Here is a 13970-nt window from a genome sequence, read left to right on the forward strand (position 1 = left end):
CACATTCATTAACTGTGTTTGAACGCTATAAATCATAACGTATTTTAGGAAGGCGGGAAAGGTAAAAAAGTATGCGGAACCAAAAGCGCTCCCTAAGGAGCGCCTGTATGTCCCAGCTATCGTCATTTGATTAACCAAACCCACCCTCTCCATCCAATGTACGGATTTCAAGATTGCCGGTTTGGGGCCAATATTCTGCCCCTGCAATGAAACAAGCCGGCAGCCGTTTTTTATCCCAGGGCAGATTGATCCGGCTTGCACCGGAGAAACGAGCAAACCGCCCCACCGGCGGCCGCCAGCGAGTCAATGGCACGCCTTCCCGGGTATAGAACTGGCTGAACTGATCCATATACACGTCCACTTCATCAGGATCAGGTTGTTCATAAAAGCGCAGATGCCGGTTAGACGTGACCTGCGCCAAAACCAACCGTTGATTTGCCGTCCCCAGAACCATCAACTTCCTGATCTCCTCCAGACAGGTCAGCCCATCCTTACGATATGGAGAAGCACCAACGCCGGTCAGCGCCGCTGTGATCTTTGGGAAGAACTGCCCGCCGGAACCGGCTATCGCCAATAACTGCTCCGATGTGTCCGTAACGCACACCAGTCGGAAGTAGACATCCGGGCGATCAGTTGGTGGGAAGAGTTCCCAGCTATTAGTGGATTGATTGTAATAACGTCCCACACCACCTTTAAAATTCATACTCTCATCTATCCGGAGGATGAAATATTCTGAGCTGTTCACCCCATCCGGATCCAGAGAAATCCAATAACGTTCCCCAGCTATGAGGGGATAGGGTGTTGAAAACACGAAATTTGCCCAGGTATACCCATTCTCCACCAGGTCCACCGGGTTGAAAGGCTCACTGGTTGCCAGTACAGCCCCGGGATACCAGTCATTGTTCGCATGCAAGCGTGCCGTCAGCGTGCGGGTTGCACCCCCAACATTCCGCACCAAAAAACTTGCCATTTTTAAAGCACAATTTATTTCGGGTGTGAAAGATTGACCAACGTATTTCGCGCTCGTGTAACGGCCAAAGGTAAATGACCCCGGACCAGGACCATAATTCGCATAAAACCCTTCCAACTGGGTATAGGGCTGCCATCCCAAGGTTTTGAACCACCCCGCACAGATCAGCCTGCCCTGCACTGGGCCGTTATCCTTTCGCTGGGTCAAGCGAGAGACTGGCCTGGCATGCTGCTCGAGCCAGGTGTCCCGTAAGGCCTCAGCGTGAGGAGAATCAATGTTGGTCTTTCGCAGCAATTTCGTCTTGATCCCATAATCCACCTGTGAGCGCAGGTCTTCAGCCACATCCGTCAGGTTGCGATCCCCGGGTAACGTAGCCGGGGATGTGTAATCATATTGAACACTGACCTGATTAGCGAGGTCTTCCAGAGATACTCTAACCTCCACTTCTTCAAGCTCCACCTGCACTTCCTCAATATACCCCCACCAGACCGGTTCTCCCTGTCCGTCACGAACGGTGACACCACAGCGCAGCAGGTTCACCAAATCCAGCAACTCATCTTTTGGCCCATCAACCAGCAATTCCGCCTTTTCCGGCCCGCCAAATGCAGACCAGGTCAGGTGAATCGGTCTGACCGGCAGCCTGAGGTGTATCGGCTGGGTAAAATCCCGTTGAAGGATTTCGGTCGTAAAAACGTCTGAATCATTCATGTTTGTCATCCTGCCTCCTTCACTAAAGAATCCGTTTTCGGGGCCGGTAATACAACCGTAGATTGAACGTCCGGAAGATGTCCATCTCATTATTCTCATCAACCACCATCACAAACAGCCGATGGTAATGACCAGGAAAAAGAGTCAAAGGCGCACCCTGCCGGATATGCGCCACAATCTCTTCATCATTGGAAGAAAAATTAGCGGTATGCCGGTTGAGGAAATTTTCATCAAGCAATCTTCCATCTTCATAGATCTCATAGAAAGCCAGAAAATTCGCGCCGGGTTCCAGGGGCAAAAAGGTCAGGCAGTCAAAGTCAATCGTGTAGGCGGCGTCTGTTTCATGTAAGCCATACAGGAACAGATCCAGCGGATGAGGTTGGGTTTCATTCAACAGCTTATTGGGTGGGATCTGTATCGGTGGAAATAACACATATCCATAATCAGGATCCACATAGACACTCTCACCTTCCCAGAGCATTTTCAACCCGGATTGAATATTAAGCCGTAGATAAAGATCCTCATTTGCCGGCATGTTGTAAAAACGCAGCACCGGACGGAAGGATAAGCCTGCCATTTTCTTAACCCTGTCACTATCGAAATACCAGCCACCCAGGGGTTTCCATTCCGTCTCAGACCAGGTGACTCGAAGATACCGTTCATTGACGCCATCCGGTACGCTCAACGCCGTGCCCCCGGAGAAATCCCCCGCATAACAAAACAGCTTTCTCTCCGCCAGGGCCTCCGGATGATGGTAAATCCCCACAAAGGCATCGTGCAGGACACCAGCCTCGTTGGTGTTGATCAATTCCAAACGCAGTGGGGCGGGCAGATCCGTGTTGAAGTCGCCAGGCTTGATCAGAACGCTATTAACGTGACCGCTGTGGGCATCGGTATGGTTGATCAGATCCGCCCCGCCCAGGACATCCTCAACACTGCCCACGGTTAACGGCAGCTCCACAGGATCAGCGTCGTAATGGTTCGCCCGAGTGAAGTGCAATGTCAGCAGCAATGACCCCGTGAGACGGGTTTGGGGGCTGTCGGGGTTCGCCTGGATCTCAAGAGTGTTCAGCAGGCAGTAATAATAGCCATCGCCTGCCGTCATCTGGAACCTGAGACACTGCGGCGCCGGGTAGCCGGTCTGGTGATAGAGCAGATTACGCTGCCGGATCGTCTCCAATGCCGCCACACCTTCGGCTAGTTCATTCGGCGTCCCTTCCAGGCTCAACTGGATCGTCTCAGCCACCTCCTCCCCCGTCCCAAACACAGGCTGATAATCCGCCTGTTTAAACGGGGCGATGATTCCCTCGCCATGAAGCACCAGCCATTCCCCAATGGGATCGTAACTGCCAATCGCAATCTGGTTCATTCGTTCTCCTCCCACTCCCAGTTATCATATGGAACCGTTGCCGCCTTCTGATGGGTGGCGGCTTTGACCTCCCCCAGCATCACCTGAAAGCGAGCCATATGGGCCGAGGCCCAGGATGCCATGGCGTCCGGCAGGTCTTCCCGAGCGCGGGCATCATCAAACCGCCCAGTAGCGCGCAGGGTAAGCCCATAGGCCACCGCCCCCACCACCAGCACATGCTGATGATCGTCATCTAAATTGGTGACGGCCGCGCCGTCCAGCCCTTCCAAAGTCAGGGATTCATCCAACACCCGCCCAATTGCCAGCAGGGCCGATCGGATGGCCGATTCCAACAAAGCATCGCTCCAGATCAACTTGCCGGTGTCGTTCAGGTGGGCGCTCACCTTTGTTTTGATATCCGAAAGGGTCAGGCTCATTTGATCCCCTCCACTTTCTGCTTCTCAACAGCCTTGCGCACTTCCGCCGCCGTGAAAACAACCTTGCGCCCCTCCGGGCCGATCACCACCAGGGTGCCATCTACGCGCTGAAGATAATCCAGGGGGGTGCCGCCCACCAAGGCAGCGGCTACTTTCTCAATCGGGTTCGTTTTCCTGCGTGCCATCATGCCTCCTTTTCATCAACCGGCTCCCCTGTGAACGGAGAGCCGGTTCCATTTATTTCTTCTAGGCAGCCCTACTCAGGCCGTCTTCAATCCCCGTGCCAAGGATATAAGCCACCAGCACATAGATCACAGCGGTGAGTTGTTCCTCAGCCAGCGGGAAATCCGGCTGCCAGGCCTTAACAATCACCAGAGCCAGGCCAATCAATGCCGCCCAGAACTTGCGGCTGCCAAGTAGTTGTTTGAATTTTTCCATCAGACCCTCCCAGGTTGATTTTCTTTATTGCGGACCTGCCCCACCCGATGGCAAAGCAGGTCCCATCGAAGGAGAAAAATATGAAGCTAATCCAGCTATGATCAGGCCGGCACGTTATTCTTGTGCAGCGGGCGGAAATCGTTCACCCAAACAGCCAAATAGTGCCGGACTTTCAAGCGGTGTTCATCGTTCATGAAGACCGCCGGGCTGAGTTCATCGCCTGCCACATAGATCTCAGGCAAGATCCCGAACCGCTCACCGACATAAACTGCCGGAGCAATCACCGGGTCACAAACAGCGGCCCAGTCATCGGCATCCGTCCATTCCGGAACCAACACCGGCACTGCAGTACCCTTGAGGATGTTGTCATAGACATAATCCTGCTCCCGCACAAATTCACCTTGCAGGATCTGGAAAGCCGTCTTTTGCAAACTGCGGGACACCAGCAAATACTTGGGATTGACGGCCATCTTTGGGCCGGTGCCATAATAGGTGGCGGCATTCTTGATCAGCATCGGCTGGTTATAAACCGCGCCACATACGGCATCCCATTCATCCGCAGTGAGCGCTCCGGTGCGCAGGTTGGCATGCCCGCCCGCGGTTGTGACCGCAGTGGCGTTGAACAAGGCGCTGGTATCGGCCATGGTGGGGCCAACGCCAGCATTGGCTGTGAAGATCTGGCTGACCAGCTTGGAGATTTTGCGTAAACCAGCCGAAGCCAGCTCACGGGCATAGGCCTTCAGCTTGCGGGTCTCATCCCGATCGATCAGTTCCAGCGTGAGGGGAATATAGCCGCCATATTTGACGAAGCTGGCCGTCTCAGGTGAATCACCCACCACCAATTCAGTATAGGTTCCGCCCTCAGCCACAGTCGGCAGGTCACCCACCGTCCCAACCAGGGTACCGGTGATGTCATTGAGTGTGTTGAAGTGTTCGGTGACGGCGATCTGCTGCCACCAGTTGTAGCCTGCCCGTCCCAGGGCATCCCAGGTATTCACCACCAGCTTATTCAACGCATTCTTCACCAAACCCGTGAAGTCCGCGGTGGTCGCCAACTGCGCCCGGTTAGGATGGTAACCGCCGTGCAGGTCTGTGTCACCGGTCAGCGTCAGATAGAGCTCACGGATGCCCGAAAGGCGTGCCACCGAAAGGTTTTGCTGGCTAGCATCCCGGGGGACGCCAAAGAGGTCATCCACAGCCGTCTGCAGCCGCTCTTCCGAGGTCACCATGCCAGTGATTCGGCCGGGTCCGGCCACTGCAGCAGGCCCGGTCAGCTCCGTGACCATTTGCCGGGCGTCCTCAATCGCCTGCTTGAGCTGCTCTCCCTCAAAAACCTGCCCATCAAACTGCTTGCGTACCCGATCCGAGACGGGTTTGGGCAGTCTGGCCGCGGCCAAAGCCGAATCCAGCAAATAACCGCACATCTGCGCCCGCACATCCTGCGTGGTCCCTGTTCCTGTCGTCCCATTTACCCCTGTCGGCATGCCGGCGGTGGGGTCTTTCACTTGCTCATTCATTTGATATCCTCCATTTTGTTCCTGTTTGTTAAGTTGATTCAATTGACGTAAAAAAGCGCCGCCCCTTGCCGGGTCATAGACCAAATCCACCGAGAAAACCTTGATGATCTTCTCCACCCGGCGATTCCTGCCCGCAAAGAGCACATCAGCCGAAAAACCGATTTTGTTCACGGCAGTCTCACCCCCCGCAAGCAGTTCCTCACCCAGCGCGGTCAGTACCGGACCGCCGGGGCCAAATGCCATCAGAATGGCGCTGATTCCCTGCTGGGCTTCATTCCAGACCGCTTCCCGCAGCACCCCGCCGATATCCCGCACGGAACGCACGGTTCGGTCATGGTCAATAAAACAGGTCGCCCCTTCCCAAAGTGCCAGGCTAGCCTGTAAAACTTCCGGCGGGAAGAACCAACCATTGCCCTCCCCGGCCGTGATCGCCAGCACTTCAAACTTGCCGGGTGAGACTGGTTTAGCGCTGGCTTCCAAAGTCAGGCGGATTTCCTCCTTTCCCTTCATCCGTTCACTCATCTTCACGCTCCTTTCCGGGGGCCTCAGGTGTCCCTGCCCGTTCCAACAGGGCATCCAGGTCCACCTCTTCCCCCACAAATCGATAGACCACCCGCAGATACTCCCGGGCATCTATCAAACCGGCCTGATAAAGCCCCTCAAACAGCGGTCCGATCTTGCCCCCCGATTCAGCCAGATCCACATTATCCCGAGCGGTAATATCCGCACCATGCACGGTGATGACTGCACCTGCATCCACCTGTCCATCCACCAGTGACCGCCGCTGCAGAACGACACCCAGCAGGTCTTTCAACATCCAGAGGAAAAATCGCTGGCGCTGTTCAAACTTGCGGTGGGTCGGTGAACCGGCAGCCTCCGCTGTGGTCCGGGTGGCGCTTTCGGGCTCCGCCAAAAAGTGCATCGGTACGCCCGCCCCCGCCGCGATCATCTTCTTGAGCGCCAGGCCATCGGTCTGGGCGTCCAGCGCTTCCAGCTTGGGTGAGATCACCGACCAATCCTCGCTCTCATCGGTCACCAGGATTGACCCCGGTGAAGGTGGATTGGCGGCCAGTTCCAGTTGGCGGGTGCGGCGGGCGGTCTCTGAGGTGAAGGCTGCTTTAACCCGGTAGATAAAGGCGTTGCGGAAGTGATTCAGCCGCATCCGATCCTCCAGCCAGGCTGCATACCGCCGCAGCCAGATCAACAGCGGCGCCAAATCCGATTCCCCCCACTGCGCCCCGGCAGGTCGGTTAACGGCATAATGCAGCATCACCGCCGGGAAGGTACCTCCCTCGCCCAAGCCGTCCCCAGCAGCGTCATAAGCCGGGTAGACCTGTCCATCCTTATCTGCAAAGGCCAGTGATTGTTCAATATCATTCTCAGCCGAATCGATCCGGTCAATATCCGCTGCTGGCACCACCCGCAGGTAGGACATCCCCACCCGGTCGGTGGAGATCAACAGGAAAAGGTTCCCCGAGCGGGTCAGCTCATCACAGAGCTCCACCATCCTTATCGCCATCCGGTTGAGCGGGTGCGACCAGAAGGCCCGCAGGAACTCCTGTGAAGGGGTATGGCCGCACTCAATATCCACCCCGCCACCAACCACATATTCGCTGGTCAACTCCACTAACCGCCGGGCCAGAGGATCACTCCGCCAGGCATCCAAACAAGCTTCCAACACGGTCTCGCGGTCCGGGTTCAACCGGTCACGGGGGGAATCATCCAGCCGGCGCACCCCCACTAAAAAAGTATTGTCATCCTCGATCACAGCTAGCCTTTCCCGCACAGTCCGGTCCACCAGGGGCTGGAACCAGCGGCTAAACAATCGTTCTGCCAGTGACATTTCATAACCTCCTTTCTTCGTTCTCTCGTAAGTCAATTGAATGAACCGGGCAGACCTGCTGATCCAACGGGCAGATCACCGTCTGAGGTGCTTCGTCCCCGATAAAAGCCGCCAGGTCCGCCTCGGTCCCGTTCCAGCGGTTATAGTCCATGTAATGCGCGGCTTCCGCCCCAATCGAAGCCCCGCGGGCTGCCGTCTGGTGGATCAGCCAATCCGCAACCCCCTGCGGCAGAGCCGGTGGGCAGGGATGCTCCGGTGTATAGAGCGGATAGGGCCAGGGCCAGCGATACTGCGCCAGCCACCAGTGCACCTCCGGCAGGTCGGCCACCCGCAGGTATTGATCCACCCATCCCGCCCGTGAATAGAGCACAGGGGTGCGCCCGCTGCGTTTCTGCATGATCCGGCAGGCTTCGGCAGTGGTGGCTGTGATCCTGGCAGGCGAAAAGCCGTGATCCAGCTCCAAATCCAGCACCAGAGGGATCCGGTTTAGATTGGCGTCCCCCAGAATGCGGAAGAAATTATCCATCTGCGCCTCCGCCGATTCGCCTGGGTAAAGCACATGGTAGGCCAGGCGTGCCCTGCCAATCCGTCCTGCTTCGGTAAAGTAAGTGCTGAACCAGGGGTCCTGATAACCCCAGGAAATCCCCGCCCGCATGGCAATGAAGGCCACCCGGGGTTCATGGACCGCGATCCGGTCAAAATCGACCTGAATCTTGCCGTCCGGGGATGTGTTGTAACGGGATAAGTCAATCCCAAATGCGAATATCTCATTTGCCATCAATAAATCTCCTAATCAAACAACCCATATCAACCCCACTCCGCTTACGCTTCAGGGGTTCCGCTTCGCTCCACCCCAAATGCCATTTCATCATTAACCACGGTCAATCTCCTTGAGTGGGTCCTGTCCGGGGATCATCAACCCAGGCAGGTGGATCTGCCAGTTTTCTTCATCCAGCACCGCACAAAGGCTGGCGCTGATCAACAAATCGTCGTGCACCAATTCACCGTCCCCAGGGTCCCGAGTGCCATCCGGCACGCCCCATTTCAGGTGCTTATCCGGCCCCGGCTGAACGGTGTATTGGCAAAAAGAGGCTTCCCGGTAAAACTTGCGGGCCAAACGAGCTTGTTCACCCAGGTCCTCATCCGGGCAGGCATAATCCCGGAAGCGGCCTGAATCAACCACTGCCAGAAATCCCCAGCCCAGTTGCGACTTGGTCTTGGCGGAAAAGATAAAGGGGTTCACCTTGCCCGGCAGCGCCTTATCGAGAAAAGCCGTCAACCCCGCGCCCACCCCGGTGGCATCCACCACCAGGCGGGATATCCGCCAGGTCTCCGCCAGCGCCCGAATTTGACTGAACAGGGCAGTGTGCGACAACCCCACCCACAGCCTCCTGTGAACCACCCGGTAGGTCGGCAGGTTTTGGTTGATCCCATCCGGGCTGCCCGGCTGAACCGCCACAATCGTGAGCGCCGTTGCATCCCGGCCCGGGTTAGAAAGCCCACTGCCTATCAAATCCTGCGCAGCTTCATCCGCCCCGGCCACATCCAGCAGCATGACATAAGTTTCTCCTGGCTGGGGCAAGGCCTCAGGCGGGTGAACGCCCTGCATCAAGGCCTGGCGTTCCGGGGTAAAAAGTCCTCCCTCGGCGTCGATCTCTTCGCAGTAATACTGAGTGCGCACCATTGGATGATTCCGGCCCAGACGCTCAAGCACCTGCTGCAGGTGCTTCCCATAAGCCGGCACCTCAGTGATCACCTGATCCGCCGAGAGGTGAAACACCCGCCGGATGCCATCCCGCGCCTCGGCAGACATCGCTGTGCGTAATTCTCTCGCCAGCAATGTCCGGCTGGTCCAGGCCGTGCCCCAAAAGACCGTTGTGGCATTGGTGCTGGCAACCATCGGCGAAATCTCTTTGTCAAACTTCTCAATTTGGATATCCTGCGCCTCATCCACCGAGAGCAGTGCCGAAGCCGTCGCCCCAACGATATTGGTGGTCGGCGAACCGGAGAGGAAAACCACCCGCGCCCGCCCCACCTGGTAAATATGTCCAAAGTGCTTCTGCCAGCGGTCCCGCACGATCAGGTTATTGCTCAACACCTCTTCCAGCCGCCGCATGGCATTTTCAGTTTGCGGCTTCCAGGTTGGTGAGATCTGCACGATCTCATTGCGCTCGCCGGAAAGCAAGGTCAGCAAATAGGCCTGGACCTGCGCCTGGAGCTCATTCTTCCCCGATTGTCGGGGAAAGATCACCACAAAATTCAACCCCTTGTGATGCACCACCGAATTGACAATCGCTCGGGCTGCCTCTTCCTGGTAATGGCGCAGCTTCAGGCCGCTGGCATAGCGCACGAAGAGCACAATATCCCGCAGCAATTTTTTGAGTAACTCCACCAATGTGGTCATCCTAACCCCCCAGAAATGCCCGCAGGATTGCTACCAGCGACATCAACCCAGACCCGCCACTGGAAAGCGCAGAGACCAGCTTGAATTGGGTCACGCCCTCGGTAGCTGCTCGGATGCGGGTTTCGTGGTCGCGGATTTCTTCCTCCAGTGCAGCCAGCCGCTGGTTGTTCAGCGCCTGTTGGTGGGCCAGCCGGGCCTCCAGGGCGTTCACCCGGGCCTGAATGAGGGCATTTGCATGCCGCAATTGTTCAGTCAACAAGGCAACGTCCTTCTCATCCATTCTGCTCCCCCTCTCCAGGCCCGGTCAGTCCAGCGCTGCCCATCTCTTCCAGCACAGCCGTCATCGCCCGGGTCAACGAATCCCCCAGTCCATCCGCTTTCTTATCCTGCAGGCCGTGTTCCGTCTGGATCACTTTCGCCAGCCGAGTCACACTCATGCCCAGCACCCGGAGCACATCCGTCATCCTGTCCAGGTCATCGGCTTCATTCGCTGCCCTCTCAAAGAAGCGCCGCATGACCACTCGCAGCATGCCGATCTCCCCCAACAGCGATTCTCCGAGGGCGCGGTCCAGATCTGCCAATTCGGCCTTGGTGAAATGTTCAACATAGAAACCCGCTTCGTTGCCGGCCTGATTTTTGGCCATCATCAGAATGCCACCTCCCAAATCTTTGATGAAGAGATCGGGCTGCCGGGTGAACGCAAAGCGCAGCAAAGGAATATTTGGGTCAAGACTTTCGTTACCCGGCCAACCCTGTTTAGAACACATGTTCTAAGTTGTTCTAACTTTATCATTCGAATTGGGACTTTTCAATCCGGCAAAAGCGGCAGGTTCTCCCCCAATCCCTGCCGAAAGCGGCAAAAAGGTAGAAATCTCACTCATTGTCATTAATTCAAACTAAGAGTATTCTTCCAGAAGTGCGTTTGGAACCTAAATTGCAACACCCATCCAGTAAAATGGAAATAATTAACCGTTAAAACATTGGTGAACCCTTATGAAAAAAAACCTTCTACTCCTCACTGGGATACTGATTGGCATGATCCTCCTGCTGCCATCACCGCTTGTCACAGCCCAATCCACGCCACCGACTGAAGCCGATATTGCCGACTTCCTGAATGCGCTGCCCCAGATTGCCGAGTCCGGCGGTCAGGTGCTGTCCGTCACCTATGTCGGCGAGGTGCTGGTCATTGACCTCAGCCAGGAAGTCCTCCCCAATGGCGAGTACGATGACGCTCTATTCGCTGAACTGCAATCCGGACTGAACACGGCCTTCCAGGTCAACCAATTCTTTATGGTCACCTTCAAAGTTGAAGGCCTGCCATTGGAAGATTGGGGGATGCCGCTGCCGGATTTCAGCGAGACGGCGGAATGGCCTCTGGATCGGGAACTGCCAGGTGATGGCCCCTTGGCAGGTTACAAGATCGCTCTCAGCGCCGGTCACGGCCTCTATTTCAATGAGTATTACGGTGAATGGATGTACCAGCGTGGTGAGTTCTGGGGAATTCGGGAAGACACTGTCAACTCGGAAATCATGCAATATCTCAAAGCCGAACTGGAAAACCAGGGCGCTACTGTGATCGACACCCGCGAGATGGATCAGAACGCCCGGACCGGGATAACAGGTTATCCCGCCTGGCATGAGGATGCCCGCCAACACGGAATCTATCTGGGCCTGCCAAAATGGGTCTGGGATGGCAGCAACTCCAACTACAACAGCGACATCCGCGCCAGGCCCTATATGGCGAATTATTATGGCGCCGATCTCCTGATCAGTTTCCACAACAACGGCTGGAATGGTGATTTACGCGGTACCGAGACCTATTGGGACTACAACAACAATCCCGGCTCCCACGACTTGGCGATTGCCGTGCATAACCAAATCATCTATAACATGACGAATGCCTATGGCTCCTGGACAAACCGGGGTATCAAGACCTCCTACGATGATTATGGTGAGATCAACTATGCTCACATGCCCGCCATCCTGGTGGAACTGGCATTTATGGATAATTACCAGGACAACCTGCTTCTCCATCAGGAATCGTTCAAGCTTTTGGCCGCCAACAGCATGGCGGAAGGGATTTGCACTTACCTGCAGGTGAATTGTGACAGCACCCCCACCCAAATGCCTATCACGTTGGAAACGCCCAGCCTGACCCCCGCTTATGGCAGCGGGATTTGTGATTCCGGCTGGTATCGTTACACCAACCAGCGCGGGGAATATGCTTACCTGGCGCTGAACGCCGAAGAGGAAGCGCAAAGCGATAACGTCGCCAGTTGGACGCCTGCCCTCCCCTCTAGCGGTGAATACCGGCTGGAAGTTTTCATCCCGTCCCATAATGCCATCAGCTGGTCCTGCCCTTCCCAGACGGTGAACTGGGATACTAACTACGCTGCCTACACCATCACCCATGCTAATGGAACCAGCACCGTGCTGGTCAACCAGGCTGGGGTGAACGACAGTTGGGTTGATTTGGGCATCTTCCATTTCGACGCCGATACCGCCGCTTCGATCACACTCAGCGATGTGACCGGCGAAACCGACTTAACCACAACAGTCTCCGCCAGCGCGGCCCGTTTCACCCTCGTAGGGAATACCGGTGAACAATTTCATGACACCAACTTCGTCCCTGCGGACTGGGCTGTGGATGAAATCGATGCCACCACGGATGAAATTCGTAACTTCCTGATCTTCAATGGTTCCTGCCTTGCAGAACCCATCCTGGTTTCGGATGATGTTGAAATCGACGTTGCCAACCTGATCCAGCAAGCCGCAACCACCAATCAGATCAGCCCCAAATTGCTGCTGGCGATCATGGAAGCCGAACAAAACGCCCTCTCCACATGCCCAAACGACACCGCCCTGGCAAATCTGATGGGCCTGCCTGCTTCCATCAGTGAAGCTGCGGCCCAATTGGGCGCTGCCCAGGCTGCTCTGAGCGGCACGGGCACAACGCCGTATGGCTGGGTGACCGGCAGCGCCAAGATCACCCTTGATGGGGTCACAGTTACCCCTGCCAATGACAGCATCACGCTGCTCTTCGATTACTTCCAGAATGCCGGCCAGGTTTGGGGCGGCACCACCCCGAATGAGAATGGCGTCCAGGCAGCTTATATCGCCTATCGGGATTTCCATTTAAACCTTCCGTTGCCAAAAGTGATCGAATATCGCTACACCCCCATCTTCATCCGCTAAACCGAAAAACCGTCCTCCCGGCGAAAATTATTCTATAATGGGAATAAGCCTTCGACCCGGGAGGACTTATGATTCCCAAACGTACGATTCAATTTATCCTGATCTTCACCTTGCTGATGCTGGCTGGCTGTGGCCCGGTGGCGTACTCCCCTGAAGATTATCCCCAAATCAACCGCGCGGCCATTGTGCCGGTGGATATCGAAAAACGCAGCCCGGCCACAGATAGCACACCGCCCATTCTCCATTCCACAGATTACGCGGCCCCCATCCCTGTGCCCGGTGGCGTGAACACCAGCGGCGGTGAGGACTCCCCCTTCATCCTGCCGGATGGCGAGACGCTCTACCTCTTCTTCACGCCCGATGTCCGGATTCCCGCCGAACAGCAGTTTTTGGATGGCGTCACGGGGATTTATGTGGCTCACAAGCAAGGCGAAACCTGGGGTGAGGCGGAGAGAGTCTGGCTGGAACCGCCCGACATCCTTTCACTGGATGGCGCACCAACCGTGGATGGTGACACCTTATGGTTCGCCACGATCCGGGAAGGCATCGGCAGCCTGCAGATCTTCACCGCCCATTGGGTGGACGGCCGCTGGCAGGAATGGCAACCGGTCAGTTCCCGCCTGCGGGATGAAATTATGATCGGTGAGTTGGAAATCTACGGCGACACGATTTACTTCCACTCTGACAGGCCCGGCGGCAAAGGCGGCCTGGATATCTGGATGACCACCCGAGATGGCGACACCTGGACCGACCCAATCAACATTGAGGTGGTGAACACAGAGGGGAATGAAGGCTGGCCGGACATCTCACCGGACGGTTCCGAGCTCTGGTTCACCCGCACCTATAACGGCAGCCCGGCTATATTCCGCTGCCTGCGTCAGGGTGAGGGCTGGGGCGAACCCGAACTGATCCTCTCCCAGTTTGCCGGGGAATCCTCTGTGGACAGCCAGGGTAATCTCTACTTCACCCATCACTACTTTGAAAATGGGCAGATGATTGAAGCGGACATTTATGTGGCAAGGCATAAATAGTCCCCCATGCTTAACTAAAAAAGAGACGCCCCGCGGGGCGTCTCTCCATTTACTAACTATAGGATATCAGGAATTCGAG

13 protein-coding genes are annotated in these 13970 nt (G+C 56.1%); 2 read left to right on the plus strand and 11 right to left on the minus strand.

From position 1 onward, the window contains the following. Positions 1-130: 130 nt before the first annotated feature. The 11 genes from JR338_06825 to JR338_06875 all read right to left on the minus strand — a co-directional run bounded on the left by JR338_06825 (position 131) and on the right by JR338_06875 (position 10432). Positions 131-1687 carry a hypothetical protein gene (locus JR338_06825; protein QRN82157.1) on the minus strand — a complete coding sequence of 519 codons (1557 nt, stop codon included), beginning with the start codon at positions 1685-1687 and terminating at the stop codon, positions 131-133. A 13-nt stretch (positions 1688-1700) separates the two neighbouring features. Continuing rightward, positions 1701-3047 carry a hypothetical protein gene (locus JR338_06830; GenBank protein ID QRN82158.1) on the minus strand — a complete coding sequence of 449 codons (1347 nt, stop codon included), beginning with the start codon at positions 3045-3047 and terminating at the stop codon, positions 1701-1703. Beyond that, complete coding sequence (locus tag JR338_06835) at positions 3044-3463, minus strand: hypothetical protein (GenBank protein QRN82159.1); 420 nt, start codon at positions 3461-3463, stop codon at positions 3044-3046. The genes JR338_06830 and JR338_06835 overlap by 4 nt, the downstream gene beginning before the upstream one ends. Beyond that, on the minus strand, positions 3460-3648 hold the full coding sequence (locus JR338_06840; protein QRN82160.1) for a hypothetical protein: 189 nt from the start codon (positions 3646-3648) through the stop codon (positions 3460-3462). Before JR338_06840 ends, JR338_06835 begins: the two co-directional genes overlap by 4 nt. A 61-nt stretch (positions 3649-3709) precedes the next feature. Continuing rightward, positions 3710-3901 (minus strand): hypothetical protein, encoded by a 192-nt coding sequence (locus JR338_06845; protein QRN82161.1) that lies wholly within the window; start codon positions 3899-3901, stop codon positions 3710-3712. 101 nt (positions 3902-4002) lie between these two features. Then, positions 4003-5940, minus strand: a complete 1938-nt coding sequence (locus JR338_06850; GenBank protein QRN82162.1) for a hypothetical protein — start codon at positions 5938-5940, stop codon at positions 4003-4005. Continuing rightward, entirely contained in the window at positions 5933-7261 is a 1329-nt protein-coding gene (locus tag JR338_06855; protein ID QRN82163.1) for a hypothetical protein, read from the minus strand. The genes JR338_06850 and JR338_06855 overlap by 8 nt, the downstream gene beginning before the upstream one ends. A 1-nt stretch (position 7262) precedes the next feature. Continuing rightward, positions 7263-8039, minus strand: a complete 777-nt coding sequence (locus JR338_06860) for a hypothetical protein (protein QRN82164.1) — start codon at positions 8037-8039, stop codon at positions 7263-7265. Positions 8040-8132: 93 nt separating this feature from the next. Next, positions 8133-9665 (minus strand): hypothetical protein, encoded by a 1533-nt coding sequence (locus JR338_06865; protein ID QRN82165.1) that lies wholly within the window; start codon positions 9663-9665, stop codon positions 8133-8135. Between the two features lies 1 nt (position 9666). Beyond that, positions 9667-9945: a hypothetical protein gene (locus tag JR338_06870; protein ID QRN82166.1), complete on the minus strand. Its 279-nt coding sequence runs from the start codon at positions 9943-9945 to the stop codon at positions 9667-9669. Beyond that, on the minus strand, positions 9938-10432 hold the full coding sequence (locus JR338_06875; GenBank protein QRN82167.1) for a hypothetical protein: 495 nt from the start codon (positions 10430-10432) through the stop codon (positions 9938-9940). The genes JR338_06870 and JR338_06875 overlap by 8 nt, the downstream gene beginning before the upstream one ends. 226 nt (positions 10433-10658) lie before the next feature. On the opposite strand from JR338_06875, the gene JR338_06880 reads away from it, so the two are divergent. Next, a complete protein-coding gene (locus JR338_06880) occupies positions 10659-12860 on the plus strand; it encodes an N-acetylmuramoyl-L-alanine amidase (protein ID QRN82168.1) in 2202 nt (733 codons plus the stop codon). Between the two features lie 68 nt (positions 12861-12928). Then, positions 12929-13891 (plus strand): PD40 domain-containing protein, encoded by a 963-nt coding sequence (locus JR338_06885; protein ID QRN82169.1) that lies wholly within the window; start codon positions 12929-12931, stop codon positions 13889-13891. Positions 13892-13970: the final 79 nt, after the last annotated feature.

Source organism: Chloroflexota bacterium, from assembly GCA_016887485.1.
Taxonomy (GTDB): Bacteria; Chloroflexota; Anaerolineae; order Anaerolineales; family Anaerolineaceae; genus Brevifilum.

Coding starts and splice junctions, on each gene's coding strand:
- JR338_06825 (QRN82157.1), bottom strand. CDS start 1,687: ATGACAAACATGAATGATTCAGACGTTTTTACGACCGAAATCCTTCAA.
- JR338_06830 (QRN82158.1), bottom strand. CDS start 3,047: ATGAACCAGATTGCGATTGGCAGTTACGATCCCATTGGGGAATGGCTG.
- JR338_06835 (QRN82159.1), bottom strand. CDS start 3,463: ATGAGCCTGACCCTTTCGGATATCAAAACAAAGGTGAGCGCCCACCTG.
- JR338_06840 (QRN82160.1), bottom strand. CDS start 3,648: ATGGCACGCAGGAAAACGAACCCGATTGAGAAAGTAGCCGCTGCCTTG.
- JR338_06845 (QRN82161.1), bottom strand. CDS start 3,901: ATGGAAAAATTCAAACAACTACTTGGCAGCCGCAAGTTCTGGGCGGCA.
- JR338_06850 (QRN82162.1), bottom strand. CDS start 5,940: ATGAGTGAACGGATGAAGGGAAAGGAGGAAATCCGCCTGACTTTGGAA.
- JR338_06855 (QRN82163.1), bottom strand. CDS start 7,261: ATGTCACTGGCAGAACGATTGTTTAGCCGCTGGTTCCAGCCCCTGGTG.
- JR338_06860 (QRN82164.1), bottom strand. CDS start 8,039: ATGGCAAATGAGATATTCGCATTTGGGATTGACTTATCCCGTTACAAC.
- JR338_06865 (QRN82165.1), bottom strand. CDS start 9,665: ATGACCACATTGGTGGAGTTACTCAAAAAATTGCTGCGGGATATTGTG.
- JR338_06870 (QRN82166.1), bottom strand. CDS start 9,945: ATGGATGAGAAGGACGTTGCCTTGTTGACTGAACAATTGCGGCATGCA.
- JR338_06875 (QRN82167.1), bottom strand. CDS start 10,432: ATGTGTTCTAAACAGGGTTGGCCGGGTAACGAAAGTCTTGACCCAAAT.
- JR338_06880 (QRN82168.1), top strand. CDS start 10,659: ATGAAAAAAAACCTTCTACTCCTCACTGGGATACTGATTGGCATGATC.
- JR338_06885 (QRN82169.1), top strand. CDS start 12,929: ATGATTCCCAAACGTACGATTCAATTTATCCTGATCTTCACCTTGCTG.